General features: G+C 39.2%; 27 protein-coding genes. 18 read left to right on the forward strand and 9 right to left on the reverse strand.

Translation table 11 applies throughout. The features are described 5' to 3' along the window. Positions 1-6: 6 nt before the first annotated feature. Positions 7-249 carry a hypothetical protein gene (locus AC0VYO_RS03965; protein ID WP_430243874.1) on the reverse strand — a complete coding sequence of 81 codons (243 nt, stop codon included), beginning with the start codon at positions 247-249 and terminating at the stop codon, positions 7-9. A 262-nt stretch (positions 250-511) separates the two neighbouring features. Between AC0VYO_RS03965 and queD the strand changes: the two genes are divergently transcribed. Genes queD through queC form a run of 3 tightly spaced genes read left to right on the forward strand, consistent with a single transcriptional unit; the run spans position 512 to position 2,385 of the window. Then, entirely contained in the window at positions 512-988 is a 477-nt protein-coding gene (gene queD, locus AC0VYO_RS03970; protein ID WP_226616375.1) for a 6-carboxytetrahydropterin synthase QueD, read from the forward strand. Next, on the forward strand, positions 981-1,709 hold the full coding sequence (locus tag AC0VYO_RS03975; protein ID WP_430243870.1) for a 7-carboxy-7-deazaguanine synthase QueE: 729 nt from the start codon (positions 981-983) through the stop codon (positions 1,707-1,709). Before queD ends, AC0VYO_RS03975 begins: the two co-directional genes overlap by 8 nt. A gap of 1 nt (position 1,710) precedes the next feature. Further along, positions 1,711-2,385, forward strand: a complete 675-nt coding sequence (gene queC / locus AC0VYO_RS03980) for a 7-cyano-7-deazaguanine synthase QueC (protein ID WP_194220329.1) — start codon at positions 1,711-1,713, stop codon at positions 2,383-2,385. 128 nt (positions 2,386-2,513) lie between these two features. On the opposite strand, the gene AC0VYO_RS03985 is transcribed toward queC, so the two are convergent. After that, complete coding sequence (locus AC0VYO_RS03985; RefSeq protein ID WP_475368437.1) at positions 2,514-3,599, reverse strand: citrate synthase; 1,086 nt, start codon at positions 3,597-3,599, stop codon at positions 2,514-2,516. A gap of 115 nt (positions 3,600-3,714) precedes the next feature. Between AC0VYO_RS03985 and AC0VYO_RS03990 the strand changes: the two genes are divergently transcribed. Then, complete coding sequence (locus tag AC0VYO_RS03990) at positions 3,715-4,593, forward strand: LysR family transcriptional regulator (RefSeq protein WP_194220331.1); 879 nt, start codon at positions 3,715-3,717, stop codon at positions 4,591-4,593. 140 nt (positions 4,594-4,733) lie between these two features. Here AC0VYO_RS03990 and AC0VYO_RS03995 read toward each other — a convergent pair whose 3' ends face one another. Then, the gene (locus AC0VYO_RS03995) at positions 4,734-5,135 is read right to left on the reverse strand and encodes a hypothetical protein (RefSeq protein WP_475368438.1); all 402 of its coding nucleotides are present in this window, start codon (positions 5,133-5,135) and stop codon (positions 4,734-4,736) included. A 111-nt stretch (positions 5,136-5,246) separates the two neighbouring features. Here AC0VYO_RS03995 and AC0VYO_RS04000 point away from each other — a divergent pair, with 111 nt between their 5' ends. Continuing rightward, positions 5,247-6,083, forward strand: a complete 837-nt coding sequence (locus AC0VYO_RS04000; protein WP_475368439.1) for an SPL family radical SAM protein — start codon at positions 5,247-5,249, stop codon at positions 6,081-6,083. A 54-nt stretch (positions 6,084-6,137) separates the two neighbouring features. On the opposite strand, the gene AC0VYO_RS04005 is transcribed toward AC0VYO_RS04000, so the two are convergent. Both AC0VYO_RS04005 and AC0VYO_RS04010 read right to left on the reverse strand, forming a co-directional pair. Continuing rightward, positions 6,138-7,301, reverse strand: a complete 1,164-nt coding sequence (locus AC0VYO_RS04005) for a S1C family serine protease (protein WP_475368440.1) — start codon at positions 7,299-7,301, stop codon at positions 6,138-6,140. A 22-nt stretch (positions 7,302-7,323) separates the two neighbouring features. Further along, positions 7,324-8,481 (reverse strand): zinc-ribbon domain-containing protein, encoded by a 1,158-nt coding sequence (locus AC0VYO_RS04010; RefSeq protein ID WP_475368441.1) that lies wholly within the window; start codon positions 8,479-8,481, stop codon positions 7,324-7,326. Between the two features lie 697 nt (positions 8,482-9,178). Here AC0VYO_RS04010 and AC0VYO_RS04015 point away from each other — a divergent pair. The 8 genes from AC0VYO_RS04015 to coaW all read left to right on the forward strand — a co-directional run bounded on the left by AC0VYO_RS04015 (position 9,179) and on the right by coaW (position 16,402). After that, positions 9,179-9,763: a TetR/AcrR family transcriptional regulator gene (locus AC0VYO_RS04015; protein WP_475368442.1), complete on the forward strand. Its 585-nt coding sequence runs from the start codon at positions 9,179-9,181 to the stop codon at positions 9,761-9,763. A 1-nt stretch (position 9,764) separates the two neighbouring features. After that, positions 9,765-10,088: a DMT family transporter gene (locus AC0VYO_RS04020; RefSeq protein WP_194220337.1), complete on the forward strand. Its 324-nt coding sequence runs from the start codon at positions 9,765-9,767 to the stop codon at positions 10,086-10,088. 12 nt (positions 10,089-10,100) lie between these two features. After that, entirely contained in the window at positions 10,101-10,418 is a 318-nt protein-coding gene (locus tag AC0VYO_RS04025; RefSeq protein WP_194220338.1) for a DMT family transporter, read from the forward strand. 56 nt (positions 10,419-10,474) lie between these two features. Further along, positions 10,475-10,603 (forward strand): RAxF-45 family protein, encoded by a 129-nt coding sequence (locus tag AC0VYO_RS04030; protein ID WP_430243857.1) that lies wholly within the window; start codon positions 10,475-10,477, stop codon positions 10,601-10,603. Positions 10,604-10,785: 182 nt separating this feature from the next. After that, positions 10,786-12,660 carry a ribosomal protection-like ABC-F family protein gene (gene abc-f / locus AC0VYO_RS04035; RefSeq protein ID WP_475368443.1) on the forward strand — a complete coding sequence of 625 codons (1,875 nt, stop codon included), beginning with the start codon at positions 10,786-10,788 and terminating at the stop codon, positions 12,658-12,660. After that, positions 12,657-13,463, forward strand: coding sequence for an AAC(3) family N-acetyltransferase (locus tag AC0VYO_RS04040; RefSeq protein ID WP_475366617.1), 807 nt, complete (start codon positions 12,657-12,659; stop codon positions 13,461-13,463). Before abc-f (AC0VYO_RS04035) ends, AC0VYO_RS04040 begins: the two co-directional genes overlap by 4 nt. A 152-nt stretch (positions 13,464-13,615) precedes the next feature. Beyond that, the gene (locus AC0VYO_RS04045; RefSeq protein WP_475368444.1) at positions 13,616-15,457 is read left to right on the forward strand and encodes a PAS domain S-box protein; all 1,842 of its coding nucleotides are present in this window, start codon (positions 13,616-13,618) and stop codon (positions 15,455-15,457) included. Positions 15,458-15,595: 138 nt separating this feature from the next. Beyond that, positions 15,596-16,402, forward strand: coding sequence for a type II pantothenate kinase (gene coaW, locus AC0VYO_RS04050; protein ID WP_475366619.1), 807 nt, complete (start codon positions 15,596-15,598; stop codon positions 16,400-16,402). A 59-nt stretch (positions 16,403-16,461) separates the two neighbouring features. Here the strand turns inward: coaW and AC0VYO_RS04055 are convergent, their stop codons facing one another. Then, entirely contained in the window at positions 16,462-17,574 is a 1,113-nt protein-coding gene (locus AC0VYO_RS04055) for a GGDEF domain-containing protein (protein ID WP_475368445.1), read from the reverse strand. Positions 17,575-17,811: 237 nt separating this feature from the next. Between AC0VYO_RS04055 and AC0VYO_RS04060 the strand changes: the two genes are divergently transcribed. Beyond that, positions 17,812-18,312: a carboxymuconolactone decarboxylase family protein gene (locus AC0VYO_RS04060; RefSeq protein ID WP_475366624.1), complete on the forward strand. Its 501-nt coding sequence runs from the start codon at positions 17,812-17,814 to the stop codon at positions 18,310-18,312. 111 nt (positions 18,313-18,423) lie between these two features. On the opposite strand, the gene AC0VYO_RS04065 is transcribed toward AC0VYO_RS04060, so the two are convergent. Then, complete coding sequence (locus AC0VYO_RS04065) at positions 18,424-20,175, reverse strand: N-acetylmuramoyl-L-alanine amidase (RefSeq protein ID WP_475368446.1); 1,752 nt, start codon at positions 20,173-20,175, stop codon at positions 18,424-18,426. A gap of 552 nt (positions 20,176-20,727) precedes the next feature. Between AC0VYO_RS04065 and abc-f (AC0VYO_RS04070) the strand changes: the two genes are divergently transcribed. Next, on the forward strand, positions 20,728-22,410 hold the full coding sequence (gene abc-f / locus AC0VYO_RS04070; RefSeq protein ID WP_475366626.1) for a ribosomal protection-like ABC-F family protein: 1,683 nt from the start codon (positions 20,728-20,730) through the stop codon (positions 22,408-22,410). Here the strand turns inward: abc-f (AC0VYO_RS04070) and AC0VYO_RS04075 are convergent. Further along, positions 22,407-22,589, reverse strand: coding sequence for a hypothetical protein (locus AC0VYO_RS04075; protein WP_098442379.1), 183 nt, complete (start codon positions 22,587-22,589; stop codon positions 22,407-22,409). The genes abc-f (AC0VYO_RS04070) and AC0VYO_RS04075 overlap by 4 nt on opposite strands. A 132-nt stretch (positions 22,590-22,721) precedes the next feature. Here AC0VYO_RS04075 and AC0VYO_RS04080 point away from each other — a divergent pair, with 132 nt between their 5' ends. After that, on the forward strand, positions 22,722-23,453 hold the full coding sequence (locus AC0VYO_RS04080; RefSeq protein WP_475369038.1) for an MOSC domain-containing protein: 732 nt from the start codon (positions 22,722-22,724) through the stop codon (positions 23,451-23,453). 263 nt (positions 23,454-23,716) lie between these two features. Continuing rightward, positions 23,717-25,408: a M3 family oligoendopeptidase gene (locus AC0VYO_RS04085; protein ID WP_475366627.1), complete on the forward strand. Its 1,692-nt coding sequence runs from the start codon at positions 23,717-23,719 to the stop codon at positions 25,406-25,408. A 69-nt stretch (positions 25,409-25,477) separates the two neighbouring features. Here AC0VYO_RS04085 and AC0VYO_RS04090 read toward each other — a convergent pair whose 3' ends face one another. Continuing rightward, a complete protein-coding gene (locus AC0VYO_RS04090) occupies positions 25,478-25,759 on the reverse strand; it encodes a hypothetical protein (protein WP_194220351.1) in 282 nt (93 codons plus the stop codon). 171 nt (positions 25,760-25,930) lie between these two features. Between AC0VYO_RS04090 and AC0VYO_RS04095 the strand changes: the two genes are divergently transcribed. Beyond that, positions 25,931-26,257, forward strand: a complete 327-nt coding sequence (locus AC0VYO_RS04095; protein ID WP_475368447.1) for an NUDIX domain-containing protein — start codon at positions 25,931-25,933, stop codon at positions 26,255-26,257. Positions 26,258-26,353: the final 96 nt, after the last annotated feature.

Below are 26,353 nucleotides of genomic sequence, written 5' to 3' on the forward strand. Positions count from 1 at the left end.
TATGTATTAATAGGAAGTTGGATCCTCTTTGCTTGTTGAAATACTTGAAGACGTTTGTTTGGAAAGTAACTGTCTGAGCAATTCATTCTGCTCTTGATCAGCAGCGTTCTTTCTTTTCATATAGCTCATCGCTTTAAATAGGAATACGATCGTTAATACAACGATAAATAAAATAATGACCATATATAGAAAACCAAATAATTCAAAAAGCATGCCAAATCCATCCATGCCACCACTATTAGACATCATCAAATCAACTCCTCATCTGATGTTGATTTTACCACTATTTTCTAAATTTTAAACGCGGTATTTTCCTTCAATAGAAGAGCTTTAGCATACGTCTCCTTTTCTAATATGACGTGTTATGATATTATTATAAAGTTGGAGAGTTCGTAATTCCCTCCTCTCGTAAAACAAAACTAGGGACCGTGAAAAGTGTAGCCCAGTTCTCTGAATGGAGATGGGGTTTTTCATGCGTCTCCCTTACTGAATAAAGAAGGGGGCTTTTTTTATGTCTTTTATGATTCCAAAGAAAGTTGAAGTACTTGGAGAAGATATTCAGAAAAGCGAATTAAAGTATCATCATAAACGAGTAGCGGTAACAAAAGAATTTACATTTGATGCTGCGCATCATTTGCACTGCTACGAAGGTAAGTGCAAAAGCATGCATGGCCATACGTATAAAGTCGTCATCACAATCAGTGGATTTGTAAATGAGATTGGCATTTCAGTTGATTTTGGTGAAATTAAAACCCTATTTAAAGAAGTGATTGATTCGAAGTTGGATCATCATTATTTAAATGAAGTGCTTCCGAACATGAACACGACCGCTGAAAATATGATTGTTTGGATGTGGGAGCAGTTAGATCAAGCTCTGACTGAGCGCAATATGAAAGATCTTGGTCAGCGCATTGAAGAACTAGTTCTCTATGAAACACCAACAAGCTACGCAACGCTAAAGCGGGAATGGATGGAAGAAAATGAGTAAATGGGTGCTACCGGAACAATCCGAATATATGAAGTGGGAACTACCGATGGTGGAGGTATTTGAGACAGTAGAAGGAGAGGGAACGCGCGCTGGTTTTCCAACAGTATTTGTACGCGTCTTTCACTGTAACTTGCGCTGTAGCTGGTGTGACACGCCTTATAGCTATGCACCGGATAAAGCAGAATACACAGGTTCAATTGCCTCGATTATCGATCAAATCAAACAATATAATAGCCGTCACATCTGTTTTACAGGAGGAGAGCCGTTAATTCATCGTGAGAAATCAATGGCGCTTATTCAAGCGATGGTAGATCTTCCGCATATTGAAGACATTCATATCGAAACGAACGGAGCGATTGATCTTACGCCATATGAAGCGGTTCGAAAAGACGATGAAGCCTGGCAGGAGAAAGTTCGTTTTGTGATGGACTATAAGCTGCCTGATTCTGGTGAACAGCATCGCATGCTTCATGAGAACTTTGATCTTCTTGATACACAAGATGAAATTAAGTTCGTGATCGGCTCTGATGAAGATTTCACAGTAGCGACTGAAGTTGTCTCACAAAATCATCATAAAGGTCAGGTATTGTATAGTCCAGTGTGGGAAACGATGCCTCCACACAAACTTGTTGAAAAAATTCTAGAAGCAGGACTAAGCAAAGTGAAGCTAAGTATGCAGCTTCATAAGATTATTTGGGATCCTAATAGAAGAGGTGTGTAACGTGAATAAAAAAGCAGTGATTGTATTGAGCGGTGGTTTAGATAGTACAACATGCATGGGAATCGCGAAGGAAAAAGGCTATGAGCTTTATCCGATTACATTCCACTACGGCCAAAAGCATAACCGAGAAGTAGAGCAGGCGAAGAAAGTAGCGGAATATTACAATGCACCCGATCATCGCATAGTGAACATTAGTTTTCTAAATCAAATTGGGGGCAGTGCCCTTACAGATGATTCCATTGATGTACCAACAGATATGGATGAAGATGAAATTCCAGTTACTTACGTACCAGCTCGTAATATGATCTTTCTTTCTCTTGCCTCTGCTTACGCAGAAGTGATTGGAGCTGAAGCGATCTACATCGGTGTATCTGCCGTTGACTATAGTGGATACCCGGATTGCCGACCAGAGTTTATTGAAAGTATGAATGAAACGGTTAATCTAGCTACAAAAGCTGGAGCAACAGGTAGTGAAATGAAGATTGATACGCCGTTAATTAACTTGACGAAAGCAGATACGGTTAGTGAAGGCTTACGTTTAAGCGTTCCTTATGAACTAACGACATCTTGCTACAATGGTGAAGAAGAAGCATGTGGCGAGTGTGATAGCTGTCGTCTGCGTCTGAAAGGCTTTGAAGAAGCTGGAGCGGTAGATCCGATACCTTATAAAGTGTAATAAAAAGCTGCCGGAGGATACTCCGACAGCTTTTTATGTTTTGGACAATAAACTTCCAACGGAGGAGTGGCTCGACATATAGCGCGGGTGACAGGCACCCGCGCCGACCGCCGAATCCGCACCCCTGCTTACTCAGGCATTTCCCCGCTATAAACAGAAGATGGGCGGATGATTCGGTTATTGTCATTTTGCTCGTACACGTGTGCGATCCAACCTGCCGTTCTGGCTCCTGTAAATGTTGGGGTAAACAGTTCTGTTGGTAGCTTGATCGCTCTTAAGATGGCCGCTGCATAGTACTCCACATTCGCATAAAGTTTTCTGTCAGGTTTGTACTCCTGGAGAAGGCGTACGGCCGTGTCTTCTACTTCGTGTGCAAGTTTAAACTCAGCATCGTCATAGAAGTCTGAAGTAATCTCGCTTAAAGCGGCGGCACGGGGGTCACGCGTTTTATAAACCCGATGTCCAAAGCCCATTAGCTTCTCACGATTTTCAAGTTTACGTCGCAATACTTTCTCAGCATCGCCGTCGCGCTTAATTTCTTCTAATAAATCAATAACCCCAGTTGGCGCTCCGCCATGAAGAGGTCCTTTCATAGCGCCAATAGCCCCTGTAATAGCTGATGCGAGATCACTTTCAGTTGATGAAATCACCCTAGCTGTAAAGGTAGAAGCGTTTAATCCATGCTCCATCGTTAAAATGAAGTAGGCAGTTAACGCTTTAATGTGATTTTCCTGAGGACGTTCTCCTGTCAACATATATAAATAGTTCCCAACGTGAGACAACGTTACGTCTGGCTCGATCTGAGATAATCCATTTTGAGTGCGGTAGCGATAGGCAATAATAGTTGGAACGATACTCAGTAGGTGAATTCCCTGTTCCTGTGTCGCTGGGAACTGATATGAGTGATCTCCCATGGAAGATAAGACCGTTCGAATAACGCTCATCATCTCCATTTTTTCAGGTAAACGATTTATGATTTCCTTCTGATTTGGTGATAAGTGTCTTGCTTCACCAAGTGCGGAGGTGAAAGCAGCTAGCTGTTTTTCAGTAGGAAATGAACCATTCCATAGGAAGTAGGCGGCTTCTTCGAATGATTTTTCTTTCGCAATTTCTTTTGCCCAGTGTCCTCGATAGACAAGCAAACCGTTCTCTCCGTCTACAAGGCTGATATTGGAATCAGCCGCAATGATTCCTTCTAATCCGGCATGAATCATAAACTCAACTCCATTTCATTCGTCTTGTATCTAGTGTATCGATTCGATATGATTATGACTAATAAATAATTACTGAATAATTAATAGAGAAACGCTATCAATAAGGGTGATAAGAATGAATCTAAACTGGTTGAAAACATTTGTCACAGCTGCTTCGTATGAAAATTTCAGGGAAACATCTGAAAAACTCTATCTTGCTCAACCTACTGTTACGGTTCACATTCAACAACTTGAAAAGCAGATTGGCAGTAAGCTATTTATGAAGAGCGGTAGAAGAGTGATGCTCTCTGAAGCAGGAAGACAATTTCTTCCGCATGCGAGGGAGTTAGTTGAGCAGTATGAGACAAGCTTACGTCATATGAACGGGTGGAGGCAGGGGTACCATCGAAAGTTGACGATTGCTGTATCCCCTTTAATTGCTGCTACGGTTCTACCTAACGTCCTTCAGCAATTTATGAAAGCTTATCCATCGATTGAGGTCGTTGTAAAAGTAAGTGAGTCTAATGAAATTGGAGAGATGATCACCAAGAATGATGCAGATTTTGGTCTTTCAAGAATGAAATCTTTGCAGGCATATGTGAAAAATGAACAAATTGGAGCCGATCCGATTGTTTTAGTTGTGCCACACGATGGGGGAGATGCGGAAACGAGTCTGCCTTTATCTTTAAGTGAGTTTTGTTTGAGATCAACGTTACTCACGCATAATCATCCTGATTATTGGGAAGATCTTTTAGTTGAGCTACGTTCTAAATATGACGGTGTTCGAACGATGGTGGTATCGCAAGTACACATTACAAAGCGATTTATTGAGGAAGGGCTTGGGTTCTCTTTTTTACCATGGTCATCTGTTCGGCGTGAGGTATTTGAAGGGAGAATTCTTCAAGTGGATACTGAGGAAATCAAACTGCCTGAGGTTCACACATACATGGTCTATCAACATCTTTCGGAGGAAACAGAAATATTTAAACAATTTATTGAGAAAAGCATGAATTAAGCCCGATCAGCGTCCTGATCGGGCTATACTCTTATTTTCCGAGTGTGAAATAAGAGTGTGGGATGGTTGCGTGTCATAGATCCTAACGGCTAGCTTACACGCTTGAGTAGTATGTGCGAAGTAAAAGAAAATATACACATTTAGTAAGTAGTTAGTCCCCAAACTTTCCAACCCCTTTCCTCTTTAGAAGCAAAAAGGTGCATGCGTACGGGGAGCTGAGAAGATTTCTTTGTTACGAGGACATCAATGAGGTAAGTGTGGTTTGCGACTTTTTTTTCACAGGTTTTAACGGCTGGCGCGTAATAGGGTGACTTCTTTTTTAAAGGTGACATGCTAATGATCTGCCATGAATTTGTATCGGGAGTATTGGCCATTAAGCCTGAAAGAATCGTTGTAGCTTTCATTGTAAGGCCTTTTTTTGATGCCGATTGATCTAGTGATGTTGGACACTTTCCTTGAATGAGCTGAATCGGACCAGCTGCATAAGCATGAATTGGAAAAAGAAGAAGTAAGAAAAGGAGACAGCTTACTGTACGTTTCATCAATTTATACCACCTTTCACCTTTACCGTGCCCGCTTAGTGAAAAATTATTCGTAATAATCGAATGCATGTTCGGTTTGTGGTACACTAATGGAAGAAGGAGGGATCGCCATTGCAACCTTCAATTCAGAAGCGAACATCTCGGTCTATTTTAACAAAAGGTAGTGGATTTCTTAATGGATATAGTCACACTCTGAACCCTTACGCTGGATGTGCCTTCGGATGTTCGTATTGCTATGTAAGAAGAATGCCGATTGCCCTTTTTAGGGAAGAGGATTGGGGAGAATGGGTAGATATTAAAGAAAACGCTGTGGATCTTGTGAAAAAAGAGATTCCGAAAGCTCGGAAAAAAGGAGAAGTATCGATTTTTATGTCTTCTTCGACAGATCCTTATCAGCCTATTGAATTTAAGACTAATTTAACAAGAGGATTACTTGAAGCTATGGTAGAAGAAATGCCTGATTTTCTATTTCTTCAAACCCGCTCACCACTCGTCACTAGAGATATTGATTTGTTAAAAAAATTCGGCAAAAAGGTTCTGGTCAGTATGACAGTAGAAACAGACCTTGATTCAGTGCGCAAAATTTTTGCGCCATCAGCTCCGCCAATTGCTGCAAGATTAAAGGCGCTACAAACGTTACGAGCAAACGGTATTCCTGTACAAGCGGCAGTCGCACCACTTCTCCCGTGTTCTGAACATTTCCCTAAGAAGTTAGCTGAAGTAACGGATCGCCTCACGCTTGATGACTTTTTCATGGGTGATGGGAGCGGTGGTAAAAGAACAGAGCAGCTTGGCATTCGCAAGCTCTTTGAAGATGCGGGTCTAGAAGATTGGTATCAACGTAAAGCCTATTTGAAAATAAAGAAGCGATTACAGGCCTTTTTTCCTGATAGCGCCATTTATATTTCTCAAGAAGGTTTTTCACCTCCGGAAGAGGGATCGTATTAATATAAAACAACAAATAGGCTAGAGAATGTATCTCTAGCCTATTTGTTGTCTAACTTATTTTAATTTTTCAGCCTTACCACTTAAAATTTTCAATTGGTCATTTTCATAACCAACCTGGTAAGTGACGTTATAAAGAGAAGTAGTTGTCTTCTTATCCTCGGTTCGTTCTTGTGCTTTAATAGTAGCTGTTACCTTTACTTGATCATTCGTTTGATTTAAACTTCCGGTCATATTTGAAACTTCCACGTCAAGGGTATGGATATAGCCACTTCGAAAATCTTCATACAGCATTTCACTCTGCCAGCGACTGCCAAGTAAGGAGTAGCCAGTGACATAGTCTTGAGTAGATAAGCTTTCATAGAAATATCCAATAAGATAGGTAGCATTATTTTTAAAATCTTCTCCTGTGAGTCCTTGTGGTGTTGATACTTCTTCCTTACTTTCATCATCTACCGTTATTTCTACTGGGTCATCAGACCAATTTTTAATTTGCTCAATAACGTTGGGGAGCGGAATGCTAAAGCCGATTGCCCCTGAGTCTGTTCCTGCGGAATTAATGGCGATTGCCTCTCCTGTATTTGCATCAATAAGGGGACCTCCGCTGTTACCTTTTGTAATTGGGGCAGAGATTTGATAGATATGCTCATAGCGATAGGGCTCTAAGATGAATTCTCGATCGAGACCACTGACAATCCCTGTTGTAACGGTGTTCTGAAGTCCGAGTGGGCTACCAAGAGCAATGATATCGTCCCCAACTTCCGCCATGCGCTCTTCTGCAACAGGTAGGGGATCATTTCCCTCTAGTCCTGGAACGCGAATTACCGCAACATCTATCGTATTACCCATACCAATGATTTGAGCTTCGAATTGTTTAGCATCAGAGGTTTTAACGATAATCTTTTGAGCGCCTTCGACAACATGAGCGTTCGTAATGACGTCTCCGTTCGCATTGTAGAGGAAGCCTGATCCTGAAGAAGTGCCATCTTTTAAGGCGACTTCAATTTGCACAACGCTTTTTTGTGTCTCATGAATGACGGATTTTAAGTCTGAAGCATTCTTTTGGTTCTCTGGAGCATTTGTTTTCTCTCCTAGAGAAGATGTCGCTTCAACGGTTGTATTCGAATAGTAATCATGTAAAAAATAAAAACCTGCGCCGCCCCCAATCAGAATAAAGAGGGAGCTTGCAAGGGATAGTAGCAAAGCCAATTTCTTAGACATCCGTCTTGAATACTCCTTTCTGCTAATCCAAGTACCATGTGAAATGATCAATTTCGACTGTGAATTGATCAAGATCCTTCACGTCTTCACCTACATCGTAGATCATAAAGTCAAATTTACCTGTATCGTCAGGATAAAGTTTGTCGGGGTTAATATAAACCTCCCCTTTATCAAACTCTTTTCCATCTCCGTCCAATACTTTATAAGAAGCCCCGATCGAATTGACGGGAACAGTGGCTTTGCTTGTGACCGTACCTGTTACTTTTAATTCATTGTAATCTGTCACCTTTGTTTCTAATTCATTGAGCTCAATCGCGCTTGTACGATTCATTTCTTCTTCTTTTGCTGCAGCAACCATAGCATGTTCAATTCGCTTTTGTTGCTCCTCCTCAAACGAATTTCGTCTCTTTTCAATTACGGTTTGGAGGTTTGATAGCTTTTCGTTACCTTTATTGATTTCTAAGCCTTGTTCTACTGAGTTTAATGCTTCCGTAAAGTGGTTCTCTTCCAAATAACCATTTGCTTCATTAATTGAAAAGTCGACAATTTGATTTCGAATTTGTCCGGCTATGTCTTGGGCTTCATCCACTTGTAAACTTTCAGCCCTTGTTAACACAGGTTTCAATTCATCAATGGATTCTTTCCCTTTCATATCATACTTTAATTCGGCAACCATCACAGTTGTCCGAACCGTTCCGATGTCTTCTTGTAAAGTAGAGAAAAGATCACCTTTATAGGATGCTGAGGTTTGCTCAGCTTCTTTAATCAAATCTAAGGCTTTACTGTAATTATCTTTTTTTCTTGCGGTTTCCGCCTGTTTTAAAGTCTCTTCAACGTTTAATGCGATCGTTACAATATTTTCGTTTTTTTTGGCACCGGGGAAACGAGGTCGGTTTTGTTGAGCCTCATTAAATTCTTTTTGTGCTGCTTCGAGCTTGCCGTTTTTAGCTAATTCCTCTCCCTTTTCAAAAGAGCGAATCGCTGCCTTTGACGTTGATTCTTCATAAAAATAATATCCGGCAAGTGTGCTAGAAAGAAGAAAAAACACCATCACTGGTAACCAACGCCACAGAATGGATAGGCTATGCTTAGATTTATTTTGAGTGACTAGTTCTTTTCCACAAGAGAAGCAAAATTGCTCATCATCGCCTCTTTTTTTTCCACAATGTGGACAGTACATCCTTATTCCACCTGCTTTCAATCTCAATTGCTAGTTATATTTTGACACATTTCCCTTGTAAGGGAAATATTTTTCAGTAGGTTGTTGGGGAATTGAAATATAAAGCAATTTTCGCTCAAATCGAGTAAGAGCTTACTTATAAAATAGCCTATAAAGAGGGGGAGGGATTGATTCAAAAGACATATTTCTTCTTGTTATGATTAAAAGTGAATAGATTGTACTAGTTCAAAGGACATCAAATCATGAAAAAGAAGTTACTTCGTTCGATTGTACCGGTATTGAAGGACCTGTTCACACCTATACCCCTTTGATAAGATGATCCTAAGACCCCCTTTCAAATATTCCGTTACCAGGAAGACCGGCATTTGCCGGTCCTTTTTTTTGCCCCGATATATGTGTAGCATTCATTTTCACTATGGTGGATCAATAACTCATCACTTTCTTTTTTTAGATAATCCTAGAATAAGAATGAAATGAAAAAATCTTCTTTTTTTGAAACCTCATGAGGTAGTTGCTCGTCTAATTAGTTGAAAACCCTTATTCCCTTAGATGTAGCCACTACGATATTTACCTAGTGGCTGCTTTTTTTTGTGATCGTTGCATAAGATAGGAATTGTTGATATAATAACTAACGAGTGGTAGGCAAATGCCTGCGTTTTTTATTTGTTAACAACTAACGATCGGTAGGTAATGTTATATGAAAAAAGAATCGACTCAGGATCGAATTAAAGAGGTGGCCCTCATTCTATTTGCACGTAATGGATTTGAAGGGACATCCCTTTCGGATATTGCTAAAGGAGTAGGCATAAAAAAACCTTCCTTATATGCGCATTATAAAAGTAAAGAAGATTTATTTTTAGGTGTGATTCATAAAGTATCAGTTGATTACAATGCGTTTTTTGTAAAGACGGCTGAACGATTGAGCAATCAATCACCTGAGAACCAATTATATGACCTTCTTCGTGAAAATACTGAGTATTTACGGAATGATGAAATGGGACTTATTTTCAAAAGAATGATGCTATTTCCACCAGAGTCGTTACGGAAGGAAATCGCTCAAATGTTTGAAAAAACGGAGAATGTGATGAAGAGAGTGATTAAGTCTATTCTCGAGCAGATGCTCCCAAATGAGGAATGGGAACGAGTTTTTGATGCTTATTTATGTTTACTTGACGGTATGTTTGAACAAATTTTCTACTATTCACCTGAAGAACATAATAAACGGTTAGAAAATTCCTGGACTCTATTTATTAGAGGCGTTCATAGTAAGGAGGAGAAATAAGATGGCATGGATCTATCTTGTGATCGGTGGTCTGATGGAAGTATTATGGGCTATTGGATTAAAATATTCAGATGGCTTTACGAAACCACTTATAAGCTTGTTAACGATCGTTGGTATTGCAACAAGCTTTTACTTTTTCGCTAGAGCATTAAAATATTTACCTGTAGGTACAGCATACGCCATATTTACAGGATTAGGCGCAGCAGGGACAGCTGTGATTGGAATGATGTTCTTAAATGAATCGATTAGTTTCATAAAACTATTTTTTATCTTATTGCTTATTTCTTCTATTATCGGTTTGAAGTTAAATGCAAAGGAAGCTTAGGAGGGAAGCAAAATGGCATGGATTGCATTGTTAATCGCTGGTCTAGGTGAAGTTGGCGGTGTTATTAGCTTGAAGTTATCAGAAGGGTTTACAAAATTAAAGCCTTCTATTTTTACAATTCTTTTCGGAAGCATGAGCTTTTTTATGTTGTCTTTATCATTAAAAGCTCTACCGGTAGGCACAGCCTATGCGATATGGACTGGCATAGGATCAGCGGGCAGTGTATTGATCGGTATGTATTGGTTTAAAGAACCCAAAAATAGAATGCAATTAGTGTTAATATCTTGTGTTGTCATTTCTGTCATTGGTCTTCGCGTAGCAGAAGGTTGATTTTGTCAGAGCATTCAGATAGAATGAAAGTATTAATTTAAGGAGGTGAGGAAGGGATGTCTAACGCTTTTGTACGTACGGAATTTATGGATTATGTATCAATTTGCCGTGCGATTTTTCATGAAGTAGCTGCCGAGGGGACAGGTGTGTCCAAAAACAGCAACTTCATAAGAAACAAAGCGTAAGGCTCTCTTACCCTGCTTCAGGCGGAATGTATAAAATTACTGGAAAGAGAGCGGCAAATTTGTCGCTCTTTTTTATTTGCTTTAAGTATCTTAAGGTTTTAGTAGACTTAAAGTGAAATGATGCCAGATTCAACCACAGGTGAGGTGTATCCTTATCTGTGGTTTTTTGTATGCTTATCTGAATGAAAGGACTGATTATAATGATCGTTACAGCACAATCAATTAGTAAGATGCTTGGTGGAACTCTTATTTTTGAAGATATATCTTTTGAGATAAATGCGAAGGAACGTGTAGGTATTGTTGGAAGGAATGGTTGTGGAAAGACGACTCTTTTTCAATTGTTAGCAGGTGTTGAGCAGGTAGATGATGGAATGATTTATTATAAAAAAGGGGCAGAGATCGGATACTTAGCCCAAATTCCAAATTATCCAGGGGTACTGGTAGAAGATGTCTTAAGAAAAGCTTTTAGTGATCTTGTAGAAATGCAAGAACGAATGAATGTACTTGAATCTCAAATGGCGAATGGGCAAGAAACCGAACGTGAACTTAAAGAATATGGGCAATTACTTGAGAGTTTTACTCGTAGGGGAGGATATGAAATAGATTCATCTATTCAAAGTGTCGCGAATGGACTTGGTATTCAGCATTTGTTGAATGCATCATTCGATCGTTTGAGTGGAGGAGAAAAGACAAAAATAAGTCTGGGGTTACTGTTATTAAAAGAACCAGATTTGCTCTTACTTGATGAACCAACAAATCACCTTGATGTGGAAGCGGTTGAGTGGCTTGAAAGTTTTTTAAAGCAATATAGTGGAACGGTCTTAATGATCTCACACGATCGGTATTTTCTTAATGAAGTGGTTACGAAAATAATGGATCTTGAAGATGGTGAGTTAACCGTCTATCACGGATCTTATAGTGAGTTTGTAAAGAAAAAAGAAGAGTTGTTGCTCACAGAGTTTGCTGCCTATCAGGAACAGCAAAAGAAGATCAAAAAAATGAGAGAAGCGATCAAACGTTTAAGAGAATGGGCTAATCAAGCTAATCCTCCGAATGCCGCCCTTCATAAGCGTGCAAGAAATATGGAACGTGCTCTAGAGCGTATGGACAAATTGAGACGTCCGGTTTTAGATCGGAAGAAAATTAGCCTGGACTTTGACGTGAAGGAGCGCAGTGGAGAAGATGTTCTCACTTTCGAAAATGTTACAGCGGGTTATAAACAAAACGTATTATTTACTGAAGTTGATTTGCACGTAAGGTACGGTGAGCGGGTCGCTATTGTTGGGAGAAACGGAAGTGGAAAGACAACGCTTCTAAATGTTCTGCTCGGAAATGTAGATCCTTCAATTGGACAAGTAAAGGTAGGCGGAAGTGTGAAAATCGGTTACCTTTCTCAACATGTCCTAGAAGATCGTGGAGAAGAACGTGTCATTGATGTCTACCGTGAATCAGCAAAAGTATCAGAAGGAGACGCTAGACATGAATTAGCTCGATTTTTATTTTACGGATATGACGTTTTTGCTAAGATTTCTTCCTTGAGTGGTGGCGAGAAGATGCGTTTACGTCTTGCTGAATTGATGAGTAAGGATCTAAATTTATTAGTTCTTGATGAGCCAACAAATCATCTTGATATTGACTCCAGAGAGGTATTAGAGGATGCGATTGAGCGCTTCTCTGGGACGATCGTTTGTGTCTCGCATGATCGCTATTTTCTGAATAAGTGTTTTCCAGTGACATTTTGGATTGAAAATCAACACCTTTACCAGCATTTGTATAGTTATTCAGAAGCTAAGATAAAGCACGAGGAAATGATTGATGGTTGGAGGTCAAGGAAGAGTATAGTCCCGTCACCTCCCATTCAGAAGGTGGAAAATAAAACGAAATCGAATTCAATAGAATGTGAGCTTGAGGAAATTGAGTCCCTGATTGATCAAATCGATCAGAAGCTTAATGAAATGAAGGAACTTACAGAGCTTCAAGCCTTATTTGATGAAAAAGAGAAGCTGAGCATCAAACGAGAATCATACTATGACATCTTACTGGAGGAAGAATCATGACAGAGAGAAATGTAATGAATAAGGTATATTTCCCCCTTACAATCGATAGTCTTGAAAAAGATTTGAGAGAGCTTGGGGTAAAGGACGGAATGACATTAATCGTTCATACATCTTTAAGCTCTTTAGGATGGGTATGCGGGGGTGCAGAAGCTCTTATATTAGCATTGATAAGAGCTGTTGGAGAAGAAGGAACGATTGTCATGCCAGCGCAGTCAGCGAGTAATTCAGAGCCAGCAGACTGGATGAATCCGCCAGTTCCAGAAGAGTGGTGGCCTATTATTCGAGAGAATATGCCAGCATTTTGCTGTGATACCACTCCTACGCGTGGCATGGGAGTGGTAGCGGAGTTGTTTAGAGCATTCCCAGGTGTCGTGCGCAGTTATCATCCGATGTACTCGTTTGCTGCCTGGGGCAAACATAAATATTTCATTACAAATGACCATTTAATCAAGAGTGGCTTTGGAGAGGAATCACCTCTTGGAAAGATATATAAGCTTGATGGAAAAATTCTTATGCTTGGAGTAGGTCATGATAGTAACACTTCATTTCACCTTTCTGAACACGCTTCAACCAAGAAGGAACGCTCAGAAAAGTCTGCAGCAATAATCGAAAATGGTGAGCGAGTATGGAAAACATATACAGAGATTGATTATGATTCAGATTGCTTTGATCAAATTGGGTTTCAATTTGAAAAGAAAGAACACTTTAGAAGAATGAAGATAGGTGCTGCCATATGCAAACTTTTTAATCAACGAGATCTCGTTGATTTTGGACGTAGGTGGTACGAAGAACGTTCTAATTGAACAAAGGAGGAGAAGATAACGTCATTTGTTATCTTCTTTTTTTGAATTAAAGAATAGTTGCAGGAAAACGGCTATTTTTAAAGAAGATATGTAAGTATTCATATCCCTCAAAAGACCCGCTGCACGAATATCATATTTTAGAAGGAGAAGCTATGAATCATAACGAGAATACAGCTATCTATAGACGTTCGGGCCCTCCTCCTGAGAATGAAACTAAGGAACAGAGGGATGATAAATTAGCAGGATTAGTTAAGTACTACGAAAGTTCTACTACAGCACTAGTGGTTCAAAAAGAAGAAAAGTGGCTTTATTTAAATGATGCGGCCGTTCATCTTCTCGGGTTTGATCACTTTAGTGAACTCGAAGGTAAGTCAATTTGGGAGACGGTTCATCCAGAAAATAGAGAGGTTGTTTCAAAGCGGATCGAAGCTTCTATTAATGGTGTTAACCCTGGAGTTCTCGTTCAAAGATGGTTGAAAAAGGACGGGTCCTATATCTCTGTTGAAGTTACTGGGATTCCTGTGGAGAATTTTCTTGGGCAAACGACAGCGATTATTAAAAAGGTTGATTATGATCGTGCCAATGTACAAAATACTCTTGAAAACTATCAACTCATTACAGAGAATATGAATGAAATTATAAGCTTACTTGATCCGAAAGGAAATCTACTATACGTTTCACCTTCATATAGAGCATACGCAAGAGAAGGAATTGAAGATGAAATTGGACGTAGTTCAATTCGATATGTGCATGAAGAAGACAAGGAACGTGTAAGAAAAGAATTTTTTAAATTAGTCAAATATCGACAGCCCCTTATCATTCAATACCGCATGCAACGTAAGGATGGAATATATCGTTACATTGAATCACAGGGGACATGTATTTCTGATGAAAATGAGCGATCTTATGTTGTCGTTTCAAGAGATGTTACGGAGAGGCATGAGGCCGAAATGCTGCTTCATTGGAATGAAAAAAAGCATCGTATGATTCTAGAACATAGCAATGATTTAATTTGTATGATGAATAATGAAGGAACATCTGTTTATGCATCACCTTCTTATAAGGAAGTATTAGGATATGAACAGAATGAAGTTGTAGGAAAAGATATTTTGACATTTATCCATCCTGATGATTTTGAAAAGTGTCAGAGAGCCATTCAGAAATTAACTGAAACCAAACAGCCTATTACGACTATTTATCGTAAACTGCATGCTTCTGGACATGATATTATACTTGAAGCAAAAGGAATGGCCGTTATTGATGAAGAGGGAAACGTCAATCATTTCGTGTTTATTTCAAGAGATATCACTGAAAAGATTCAACTTCAACAATATCGCGAAAATATTGAGAAGCTTGCATTGATAGGAGATGTAGCAGCAGGATTTGCCCATGAAATTCGGAATCCTCTTACTTCCATAAAGGGGTTTGTAAAGCTTCTAGCAAGGCAGGAGGAAAGTGACCGTACGTATCACCAAATCATTGAAGATGAGCTTACCAATATCGAAGAGGTTGTGAATGGCTTTATTTCTCTTGGTAAGCCTGAGGCTTCTGAGGTAGCTGAAGTAAGTTTGCTGAAGCTAATAAAAAACGCGATTACAGTCCTTACGCCACAAGCTTCATCAAAAAACATAAGAATTAATATAAGTAGTCAGCTCAAGTCAATTGTTATTCGATGTCAGAGAAACCAAATGAAACAGGTATTTATCAATATTCTTAAAAATTCGGTTGAAGCCATTGAGCAAGATGGACAAATTGATGTGATTCTTGAAGAAAATCAGAATGGGGTCATCATTGAGATTCATGATAATGGCATGGGAATTGACGAAGAACGTCTCGAGCGGATCGGGGTCCCTTTCTATACCAATAAAGAAAAAGGAATTGGGCTTGGGATGACCGTTAGTAATAAAATCATAACCGAGCATAGAGGACGACTTAAAATTGAGAGTAAGCCAGGACAGGGTACAAAGGTATTAATTCAACTACCGAAAGAGTGATCCATTCATTCGTGCAAAGCCCCTCTATTCTTTCAAAGGATAGAGGGGCTTTGACTCTGTCTGACTATGTTTTACTTGTTTAAACGAACTGGGATAGAATAAAACTATCTCATTAAGATAGGGAAAGAAGGGGTGAGTATGGCAAACAAAATAGGCATCGATGCTGGTGGGACATTAATTAAAACTGTGCATCTTGAGAATGAAAAATACTGCTATCAGACTTTTTCAACGAGTGATATAAGTGATGTTGTGTCATGGGTGAAAAGCCATGAGGAAGCAAAGTTAATGATTACTGGTGGGAAGCAAATGGCTCTTGCTAAGCTTGTGGATAATGAAGTCGAAATGGTTCCGGAATTTGAAGCGACTACATCAGGCATCCGAGCGCTAGTGGATCAAGCAAAGCTTCATTTACCTGATAACTATTTAGTAGTGAACGTTGGAACTGGTACATCAATTCATTCTGTTAATGGCCAGAGTGCTGAAAGACTTGGAGGAACTGGAGTAGGCGGTGGAATGCTCATGGGACTTGCTTACTTATTGACAGCGCGAACAGATTTTCAAGAGATTACTCGACTAGCAGAAAAAGGCGATCGAAATGGTATCGATTTAAAGGTGAAGGATATTTATGGAGATGCCTCCCCCATTGGCGGTGATTTAACTGCCAGTAATTTTGGTTTCATTGAGCGGATGAAGCAGCAAGAAGTAAAGGATGAAGATGTGCTGGCAAGTTTAATTGGAATGATTTCTGAATCGATTTTAATGATGGCTATCCCATTTGCGAAAACCATTTCTACGTCAAACATTGTATTTATCGGTTCTACTTTTCAATCGAATCCATTATTTAGACAGCAGCTTGAACGTTTTGAGGAATTATTTGATATCAAAGCTTACTTTCCACATCTGGGGCAGTTCAGTGGAGCGGTCGGAGCATTATTATATCGTTAAACAGGGTTCATATAGAATCATGAGATAGGAAATGAAAAAGGGGCAGGAAGCCCCTTTTTTTAATACTCATAGACTTTCATGGTATGTTCATTTGAACAGATGCGATTTCGTCCACTTCTCTTTGCGTGATAAAGGGCTTCATCTGCTTCTCGATAAAGCTGAGCAGGAGATGGAACAGTTTCGGGAAAAGTACTTGCACCGAGTGAAGCGGTGATATGAATACTTACATCCTTATTGATTGCAAAAGAATTTTCCTCAATCATGGATCTGACCCGTTCTCCAATCTCCAAAGCCTCACTATTAGTGCAATCCCCTAATAAGATGGTAAATTCTTCTCCACCATTTCGAGATACAACATCGTTTAATCTAGCAGCACTTCTTAGTGTCTTACCAAACTGTTTTAATACGATATCTCCAGCTGCGTGGCCATATGTATCATTCACTTTTTTAAAATGATCGATATCAATGACTAGAAGTGACAATGGCTTGTTATCGTCCGTAGCTGCTTCTTGTATCGCGCGATTTAACGCTTCATCAAAGCTTCTTACGTTGTTTAACCCGGTAAGGGGATCGATAGTAGCACTCTTTTTGTATTCTTTAAACAGATGATTTATTTTTCGTAAATGCTCTGTTGTGTAAATCGCCATTACTCCTGTCACAGTTGATGTAATCCAGAAGAGAACGTTGATTTCACTAAATAAGCTTTTTATATCAAGTAGCAAGTAGACGATTAAGATACTGAAGACGAGATTGGAATAAAGGAGCATCCAGAGAGCTTTGATGAAAATCCCAATCTTCCATTCTCTAAAGATAAGGTAACCGATATAAAGAGAAGTTAGCAAACCAAGTGAAACAAAGGAAGAAAGATTTATTCCAATGATAAAGCGCGTTATTTGGATCACAATAAGAGCAATAACTCCAGGAACTGGACCTCCATATAAGGTGACTAGTAAAAGAGGGATATGTCTTAGATCGACAATGGTCGTTGCATCAACTTGAATGCTATATATCATCAGGAAAACCCCGATTATTCCTGCATACAAACCACTAAGGGATTTTCTTTTCAAAGAAGATGTTCGTGATAGATTTTCTTCTCTAAAAAATTGATAATAAATAAAAAGTAGAGCTAGTATAATCATCATATTTACAAAAAAGTCATGTATTAACTGCATTCGACTACACCTCGAATTTCTGGTGATTTCTTTCGACTTTATTTTACCATTTTCAATAAATAACCGGTTCAATATTTCCTCAAGATCTTTTACGCAATGATCGGAAAGTATCGTCGAATGAAAAAAGAAACGTTTTAAAACCAACTCATCCCACTGTGCTTCTTAGCACAGTGGTTTTTTTGGGGAAACAAAATTATTTGTTATGATAAAGAATGGATAAAGAAGGGATGATAGAAAATGCCATGGATTAAACCAGCTAAACAGTCAGATCTAAAGGATCTTGAAATCTACAAAGATCTTGAACACCCTGTTCCTGTTTTTAATCGACTTATTGCGAAAAGTCCTGACGTTTTTTCAGCGTTTATGCCTTTAGCAGCAGCTGTTAAAGCAGGCGTATTGAATGAATTTGAAACGGAAGCAGTTGTCGTTTTTGTTTCTCATTTGAATGGTTGTGAGTTTTGTTATACGGGGCACGGAAACTTATTAAAAGAAATCAGTGGAGATGAGTCTATTCTTGCAGAGCTTGAAAGATATGAAAGCTCAAATGCTTTTGAAAGTCATATAAAAAGTATTCTAAGCTATGCCGAGAAACTTGTTACGAACCCGAAGAGTCTGGAGAAAGCGGATCTTGAGAAATTAAAAGAACATGGATACACTGAAAAAGAAATCGTTGAGATTAATCAACTTATTGCATATACGTCTTATACTAATCAGACTTCGATTGGCCTTGGGTTATAAAGAGGACTTCGCTGACTTCGGTTGGGCGTAGGCTTCGCCTACACCGTATTATTGTATATTTAAGAAATAAAATAGGAGCCTCCTGGATAAGTGGAGGCTCCTTTTTGACACTTACTTCGTTTTATAAAAATCTAATACACCTTGATAAATGCCCTCAGCAAGTTCTTCACGATAGGATTGTGTAAGAAGAAGTTTATATTCTTCATTATTTGTTAAGAACCCAACTTCTACAAGTACACTTGCCATTCTAGATTCGCGAATAACGGAGAAACTCTGATTTTTGACACCACGATTTCTTGCTTCTGTTACTTCGATCAAACGTTTTTGGATGCTTTCTGCTAAGGCTTTGCTTTCTGCAGAGCTATATTTGTCATACCAATATGTTTCAATGCCGTGAGCAGCTTCACTTGCTGCATTAGTATGCACGCTAATAAATGCGTCGGCATTCAAATTATTAGCGATATTCGAACGTTCTCTCAGTTCTAAGAACGAATCATCTCTTCTCGTCATGACGACGTTCGCTCCAGCTGACTTAAGTTTCTTCTCTAAATAAAGAGCTACATCCAGATTGATGTCTTTTTCAAGGAGCTTCCCATTGCTTGCGCCCGGGTCATGGTCACCGTGGCCAGCATCCACAACGATCGTTAAGTTGTTTAAAGAGTTACTACTTTTGGGTATCAAGTAAGCACTGTGCACGTAAGCTACTTGTCCCTGATACTTAATTTTAGCCCAATCGCCTGAATAACCATAAATATCAACTTCAGCGTTACGTGGCAATGCACCGATTCTTGTTCCATTCATTTCTGGGGAAGTTCGAACATTCAAGCTTGAAGCTGTAACAATTCCTGTTTCTAAAACAACTTCTTCAACTTTCTCTTTCATTTTATAAGAATCTACGATACTAGAAGGAATAGCTGCTTCTCCGCCTAACACCATCAAGGAAGAAGCGTTTTGATAAAGATAAGTTTGAACGTCTGGAATTGGTCTCGTATTGTGAGCTAATACAACTGGTGCTTTAAATTTCTCTGCTAAGGAAGCGGCAGCTACAGCATCTGGATAATCTTCTTTATCTTGTTGCACCGAAGTTCCTCTTGCTAAAATATAAGAAGAGTTTGATGTGAAGAAGGCTTTATTGACTGCAATGTTTGTTAGGAAACGATCGTCACCAGCAAGGCGAACAACCTTCTTACCTTGCTGTTCTAATTTCTTTATAACAGCGTCTGAAAGAACAGCATTTCCTCCAATTACATAAACAGTCTTAATATTTGTAGGAAGCGATGGCGCTTTTGTCTCTGTTGTTAAATAGATTGGATAATTTTTCATAGCAGCTACGCTTGATGCTGATAGGGAGTCTGCTACTTGATTTCCATTTACCACAATAGCTGTAGATGAGTGATCAAGGCCTGATGCTTTATTAATAGCGTTGGCCGTCTCGTAACGGTTTGATCCCTCAACTCTCGCTACTGTATATGTCCTTTTTAATTCATTTTCAATCCCCTGACTAATGGCAGTTGTTCCTCCAAGGATATAAACCTTTTTCGCGCCAAGACGAGCGAGTTCATCCGATACTTTGTCATCAAGTTTAGATGAGCCTGTTAATAATATCGGTGCTTGTTTTACTCCCGCAAGTCCTGAACTTGCTAAAGCATCAAATGGCATATCTGAACGAGTGAGGATAACAGCCTTTTCAGCTGATGCAAGCTTACCTGGTGATATCTTCTTAGAAATTTCAAGAGCAGTATCAATTCTGTTTGCACCACTGATACGTTCGATTTCACCACTTGCAGATGTTTTTTCTGGAAAACTCATTCCTGTAAAAATTAAAATAACGGCCATAATAAACGTAAGAATTTTACTCCGCACGATGTGTATTCCCCCATATTCTATGTTTCTATTTTTCTTATGTACGCAGTGACGTCACAACAACGGACGAAATGGCCCCCCTTCAAAATATTATCAAATGGAAAGTATTTCTTAACTATTTCTAATATCGGTCTGGAATATGAGACATTATAGGGTCCTTTTGTACTAAAAAAGGATAAAAATCGACTAATTTTCTAAAAGTCCTCAACAAAATTCGATTTTTTAAAGGCCATTCATTTTATAAATGGCTAAAAAAAGAATTTGACATCGCTTACATAATTCTTTAAAATAATGGCAACTAAAGACGAAGGGAATGGTTAAGAAGCGATGAAGAACTAATCTTATTTATTCAGATCTAATTTCAAATTGTGAAATTGATTTTCTGGAGAATAGGATTAGTCTGCCCTTTTTAATCACTTGTGCTGGCGAAAACATGCTTCTTTGTGATGCATTTTTTCGGTGGTATGGGAAATTGGAACGACAGGCCTCTCCAGGTAATGGGGAGGTTTTTTTCTCCTCAAAGCATTGAACTGAAAATTTGGGGGAGATACTGTGAACGTTATTTCGATAAGAGGATTGAAAAAAAGCTTTAATGAGAACTTGTTATTTAATCAAGTGAACCTTGATATTCATAAGGGAGAGCGCATTGGAATTGTTGGACCGAACGGTGCTGGTAAAACAACTTTAGCAAGAATAATCGTAAAAGAGATCGAGCCAGATGAAGGGAGAATTACTCTCAAAGATGATATCGGCTATCTGAAGCAGTCGGTTGACCAGACAGGGATGGTTGAGCAATATGGGCTGGAAGTCGATTCTTCTGACTTTAAAAGGGAAAAGGAGTTAGGATTACGCCCTATTCCAACTAGTGAAGGAGCGGAACATTTAAGCGGTGGGGAAAAGTTAAAACTAGCGCTCACAAAGATTTGGTCGACTCATCCGGATTTATTAATACTAGATGAACCAACAAACCACCTAGATGGAAAAGGCGTAAGTTGGTTAATTCGAGAGCTTCACTCTTTTAAGGGTGCTGTTCTTGTTATATCTCATGATCGTTATTTTCTCGATCAAGCGGTTGGCAGAATCCTTGAAGTTGAAGGTGGTAACATATGCGACTATCAAGGAAATTACACGGCATATCGAGCCGAAAAGCAAAGAAGATACGAAGACCAGCTCCATCATTATGACGAGCAGCAAAAAGACATAAAGCGAATAGAAGGTCAGCTTGCAGGATTAACGAATTGGTCTGAAAAAGCACACGGTGAGTCAACAAAACAGGAAGGGTATAAGGAACATTACCGCATGAAAGCAAAGAAAATGGATCGTCAGGTGAAGTCGAAACAGAAGAGACTCGAGAAGGAACTGCAGAAAAATAAAGTGGAAGAACCTGATCAGGAGAAAGAAGTACGCTTTCAATTTCAGGCGAATGATACACGTGGTAAACGGGTATTAGAAGCGACTAATGTCGGAAAACGTTTTGAAGAACGATGGTTATTTCAAAAAAGTTCTTTCTACATGAAGTCTGGGGAACGAGTGGGGATTGTTGGTGAAAATGGTTGTGGGAAAACCACCTTATTGCGAATGCTGCTTGGAATGGAGGCGCTTAGCGAGGGAGAACTGTGGAGTAGTCCAACGCTTCAGATTGGCTATCTGTCACAGGATGTGCATGATCTTCCTGAAGAAAAAACGCCGCTTGAAGTTTTAAACGTAGCAACTAAGGAAGAGATCTTTCGGGCAAAATCGATTTTTGCTTCGATGGGAATGGGGAGAGATCGAATCCATGCCACCATTAATCAACTCAGTCTTGGAGAGAGAACAAAGCTGAAACTGACACGTATGTTGATGAACAAATATGATCTTCTGATACTCGATGAGCCTACAAACCATTTAGATTTGCCTTCACGTGAGCAATTGGAAGATACACTTCGAGAGTTTCCGGGAACTCTTCTCATTGTTTCGCATGATGTTTATTTTATGGAGAAAATGTGTGATCAGCTTCTTGTATTTGAGAATCAACAGATTAAAAGGGTTGAGAGGAATTTAGCGGAATATCGAAAAAGAGTGCAAGAAAAAAGCTCTTCTGTTTCTTCAAAAAAGGAAGAAGAACAAAAGATGCTTCTTGATAACGAAATATCTGCGCTGATTAGTAAGATTAGTCTTTTATTACCTGGTGATCCTGAAATAGCTGAGATTGATCAAAAATTGGCCATATTACTTGAGAAGAAAAGGTCATTTTAGACGTCTTCTACTGCAAAAAAACGTTCTACCGAATATAAGTCTGCTTTCGGATGATTGCGAAGAAGAACATATCCTTCACGCTGTGCCTCTTCGAAATTATCATATTCATCTTCTGAATGAAAGATCGCTCTTCGTCTTTCATTATAGAGGGTAATGGAGTAGTATTCTTTTATTTCCATTCGGATCTCTCCTTTTTTCCTTTGTTTCTACTAGTTTTATGCAAATCTCTCATTGTTTATACTAGACTTATAGAAAAAAATGAGATTCTGTCTCTTTGGTTATACTAAGGAGGCAGAAGGGAGCTGATGATCATTCAAGTTGGAACAATTAGTGAGTTGATGCGTCATCCTGTGAAGTCGATGACAGGAGAACGCGTTACTCAGACAATGGTGATGAACTACGGCCTTTATGGCGATCGAAGTCATGTGATATTAGATGAGAAAGAATCGTTTTTTACGATTACACAATTTCCACCACTCGTGCGTTACCAAGCATCATTCAGTGCGCCGGAATCACTTGATGCTTATCCAGAACCGGTCATTACTACACCAGAAGGAGAAACGTATAAGTGGTCTGATTTGACCTGGCTACGTGAAATAGAAGAAGAATCTTCAAAGCAGCTAACGAAGAAAGTTTATCATCCGGAAAATGTTCCAATAGGGCCGATTGAAGAAGAGCACATTTTGATTGTGACGGATGCTTCTCTTGATGCGTTATCATCTTCCTGGGGTAAAAAAACAGATGAAAGACGCTTTCGACCAAACCTTAAAATCTCTTTGTTGGAGAAAACGCCATTTGTAGAAGAAACGTGGGAAGGAAAAGTTCTACAAATCGGAAAAGAAGTGATGCTTGAAATCGTAAAACCCTGTGAGCGATGTATGATTATCACCGTTGATCCTGAGACTGGAGGAAAACATCCGGACCTCTTGAAGAAGGTTGCCAAAGAACATGGTAATTTATTTGGGATGTATGCGAAAGTGATTCAAACGGGAAAAATTAATACGAATGATGAAGTGTGGCTAGTCGATCAGAAAGAAGGATAATATTTCAATTAACGAATTGGCGTTTTTACGTTATAGATCATAATGATACGGGTACAAGCATGAATGAAGCCCCGTCCTTGGATGGGATGCTTTGTTTTCCACACAGGAGGGGTCCCATCCACGGGGTGGGGTCCCATTTTTGTGTTTTCCGATTTAAGCCTTTCATCAATGTGGACTCATGAGAAAGGTTATGACATATCCTGTCAGAAAATTCTGTGGTAAACTATGAACTGGTACATAAAAGCATCTTAAGGGGGAAGTTGATGAGTACGTTTTATGTTGAAAAGTATGATTTTAAAAATCCTTCTATTCTTGAAGAAGAGTTTAAAACGCTCCTCAATCAGTCGATTCATTCTGCTGATGAATTAGAAAAATGGGTGATGAGCTTATCTTTATTAATGGATGGTGTGGCAGAAGGACTTGCCGGACACTATATTGATTTCCAGTGCCATAGCAGCAGTGAAGAAGCAAAAAAGACAATCGAGCACGATCAAGAATACATAGAACCTATGGTAAAGCGATATGAGGGGCTTTTTGATGAAAAGTTTCAGGAGTCGCCTTACAAGTCGCAGCTGAACCAAGAGTATTATAAACAATTTCTTCTTCGGAAAGAAAATGCAATGACGCTTTTTAATGAGGAAAATATTAACTTAGAAGTTGAAGAAGATCGCATTGTTAATCGTTATTTTGAGCATACAGGTAGTCTCTCATTTCATTGGGATGGCGAAGAAAAAACACTTAGCGAAATGTTTTTAATGATGCAGGATGGGGATCGCGAAGTTCGCAAAAGCGCTATGGAAGAAATCTTCACGACGCTCTTAACGAAAAAAGACGACTTACAGGAAATTATGGACGAGCTGATTCAGCTCCGTCAGAAAAAAGCTGAGAATGTGAATCTCGATAATTACAGAGATTATATGTTTAAGAAATACGAGCGGTTCGATTACACGCCAGAGGATTGTAAATCTCTAGCCGAAGCAGTTCGAAAGCACGTTGTTCCTCTAAAAGAAAAGCTGCAAAAAAAGCATCAGCAAGAGCTTGGTATTGAGGAGTATAAACCATGGGATACGAGGGCTGTTCCGAAAGATAAGCAGCCGCTTCGTCCCTTTAATAAAATCGAAGAGCTAATCAAAGGCACATCTGATATTTTCGATAAGCTTTCTCCGCGCTTCTCTTATCTTTTAAACGAGATGAATGAAAAAGGTGCACTTGATCTCGAAAGTCGGAAAGGAAAGGCGCAGGGAGGTTTTTGTGAGTATCTTCCGGTTTCTGAGCTTTCCTTTATCTTTATGAATAGTACAAAGTCACAGGATGATTTTATTACGCTTCTTCATGAGATGGGTCACTGCATTCATAATGATTTTAAGCGTAATCAAATGCTATCAGCTTATCAAGATACGCCTATGGAGTCAGCTGAGCTAGCAAGCATGTCGATGGAACTCTTAACGATGGACTACTGGAATCTTATGTATCAGGATGAAAAGGAATTGCTAAGAGCTAAGAAAGATCAGCTTGAAGGGTTAATCCTCTTCCTTCCTAGTGGTATCGTGGTGGATCAGTTTCAGCACTGGATGTATGAGAATCCAAATCATACGAGCAAAGAACGTAGCGAGAAATATATGGAGCTATCGCGCACATATGATTCCTCATATGTAGATTGGACAGGGCAGGAAGAATGGATTCAGAATAACTGGCAGTTGATTCTGCATATTTTTGAAGTGCCGTTCTACTATATTGAATATGTTATTGCCCAACTTGGTGCGATTCAAATGTATCGCCAGTATAGAGAAAATCCAGAACAGGCTCTAGAAAATTACAACCGTGCCTTATCACTCGGAAGCTCTGTATCGTTATCCGAAGTGTATGAAGCGGCAGGTATCCATTTTGATTTCTCTGAACCAATGATCAAAGGATTGATGGATTTTATTTCAGCTGAATTAGAAGAACTATCGTAATAAATAAGAAAGCCCTTCTCAAACATCGAGAAGGGCTTTTCGATATCGTTTACATTCATAAACGCTTCTTTACTTGTCATCAATCGTCCATACTTTGCAGCTTGGGCACTGGATGATTTCAAAACGATCTTTTTTAAGTTCATCCATCCACTCTTCCCAGGAGTTATGCTCAGGTGACATTTCCAGCGTTTTAACTGTTTGCAATTCGTCTCCATCGCTATTCGTACAGGTGCATTCAACAATCGCAAGCTGTGACTCTTGATAGTCATCTTCTTTCGTATTTTCAACTGACCAGTTGATTAATCGCTCATTCATTGGATTGCGTTCTTTGTAATGTGTGCGGGTTAACATGGTATCACTCCTTTTCCTAACTTGGGCGGTATGACTTACGCGATCATGCCTTCTATATTGGATGTTACCCTGTTTCTTAAAAATCATTCATCATAGTATAGTAGGTTCCTAACTCAGAATGATATATACTGTCATCATAGACGAAGATAGGATTTGCTGGAGGTGGAATGGATGACAACGATAAAAGCTACTTTACTATCCATGGTTATTTTACATAATAGAGAAAAAGATGAAATTCTCTTACTGAATCGACCTCCTGAAGCAGGGTTTCCTGGCTATATCGGTCCAGGCGGGAAGATTGAACTCTCAGAAAGCTTTGCCGAAGGTGCTGCAAGAGAACTTTATGAAGAAACGGGATTTATTGTTCATCCTTGCGATCTTACATATAAGGGAGTCGATGAATTTATTATTCCAGATGAAGAGTTTCGGTACATCGTGTTTAATTATGTAGCTACTTCCTACTCTGGTAGTAAGCACCCCGATCCACCAGAAGGTTAATTAATGTGGGTGAAGAGAAATTTAGTTCATACGCTTCCTATGCAAGATTGGTTTAAACAGAGACTGCCAAAGTTCTTTGAGGAGGGAACGTTTGAA

It is taken from the genome of Anaerobacillus sp. 63XJN7_4_ISO-PGPR-S23-413 (assembly GCF_056173725.1).

What these genes read in the sequence shown, in the direction of transcription:
- AC0VYO_RS04030 (WP_430243857.1), top strand. Translation starts at nt 10,475, where the DNA reads ATGTCTAACGCTTTTGTACGTACGGAATTTATGGATTATGTATCAATT.
- AC0VYO_RS04020 (WP_194220337.1), top strand. Translation starts at nt 9,765, where the DNA reads ATGGCATGGATCTATCTTGTGATCGGTGGTCTGATGGAAGTATTATGG.
- AC0VYO_RS03985 (WP_475368437.1), bottom strand. Translation starts at nt 3,599, where the DNA reads ATGATTCATGCCGGATTAGAAGGAATCATTGCGGCTGATTCCAATATC.
- AC0VYO_RS04010 (WP_475368441.1), bottom strand. Translation starts at nt 8,481, where the DNA reads ATGTACTGTCCACATTGTGGAAAAAAAAGAGGCGATGATGAGCAATTT.
- AC0VYO_RS04025 (WP_194220338.1), top strand. Translation starts at nt 10,101, where the DNA reads ATGGCATGGATTGCATTGTTAATCGCTGGTCTAGGTGAAGTTGGCGGT.
- AC0VYO_RS04060 (WP_475366624.1), top strand. Translation starts at nt 17,812, where the DNA reads ATGCCATGGATTAAACCAGCTAAACAGTCAGATCTAAAGGATCTTGAA.
- AC0VYO_RS04085 (WP_475366627.1), top strand. Translation starts at nt 23,717, where the DNA reads ATGAGTACGTTTTATGTTGAAAAGTATGATTTTAAAAATCCTTCTATT.
- AC0VYO_RS03965 (WP_430243874.1), bottom strand. Translation starts at nt 249, where the DNA reads ATGATGTCTAATAGTGGTGGCATGGATGGATTTGGCATGCTTTTTGAA.
- AC0VYO_RS04015 (WP_475368442.1), top strand. Translation starts at nt 9,179, where the DNA reads ATGAAAAAAGAATCGACTCAGGATCGAATTAAAGAGGTGGCCCTCATT.
- AC0VYO_RS04045 (WP_475368444.1), top strand. Translation starts at nt 13,616, where the DNA reads ATGAATCATAACGAGAATACAGCTATCTATAGACGTTCGGGCCCTCCT.
- coaW (WP_475366619.1), top strand. Translation starts at nt 15,596, where the DNA reads ATGGCAAACAAAATAGGCATCGATGCTGGTGGGACATTAATTAAAACT.
- AC0VYO_RS04040 (WP_475366617.1), top strand. Translation starts at nt 12,657, where the DNA reads ATGACAGAGAGAAATGTAATGAATAAGGTATATTTCCCCCTTACAATC.
- AC0VYO_RS03990 (WP_194220331.1), top strand. Translation starts at nt 3,715, where the DNA reads ATGAATCTAAACTGGTTGAAAACATTTGTCACAGCTGCTTCGTATGAA.
- abc-f (WP_475368443.1), top strand. Translation starts at nt 10,786, where the DNA reads ATGAAAGGACTGATTATAATGATCGTTACAGCACAATCAATTAGTAAG.
- AC0VYO_RS04055 (WP_475368445.1), bottom strand. Translation starts at nt 17,574, where the DNA reads ATGCAGTTAATACATGACTTTTTTGTAAATATGATGATTATACTAGCT.
- AC0VYO_RS04005 (WP_475368440.1), bottom strand. Translation starts at nt 7,301, where the DNA reads ATGTCTAAGAAATTGGCTTTGCTACTATCCCTTGCAAGCTCCCTCTTT.
- AC0VYO_RS04075 (WP_098442379.1), bottom strand. Translation starts at nt 22,589, where the DNA reads ATGGAAATAAAAGAATACTACTCCATTACCCTCTATAATGAAAGACGA.
- AC0VYO_RS03975 (WP_430243870.1), top strand. Translation starts at nt 981, where the DNA reads ATGAGTAAATGGGTGCTACCGGAACAATCCGAATATATGAAGTGGGAA.
- queD (WP_226616375.1), top strand. Translation starts at nt 512, where the DNA reads ATGTCTTTTATGATTCCAAAGAAAGTTGAAGTACTTGGAGAAGATATT.
- AC0VYO_RS04090 (WP_194220351.1), bottom strand. Translation starts at nt 25,759, where the DNA reads ATGTTAACCCGCACACATTACAAAGAACGCAATCCAATGAATGAGCGA.
- AC0VYO_RS04095 (WP_475368447.1), top strand. Translation starts at nt 25,931, where the DNA reads ATGACAACGATAAAAGCTACTTTACTATCCATGGTTATTTTACATAAT.
- AC0VYO_RS03995 (WP_475368438.1), bottom strand. Translation starts at nt 5,135, where the DNA reads ATGAAACGTACAGTAAGCTGTCTCCTTTTCTTACTTCTTCTTTTTCCA.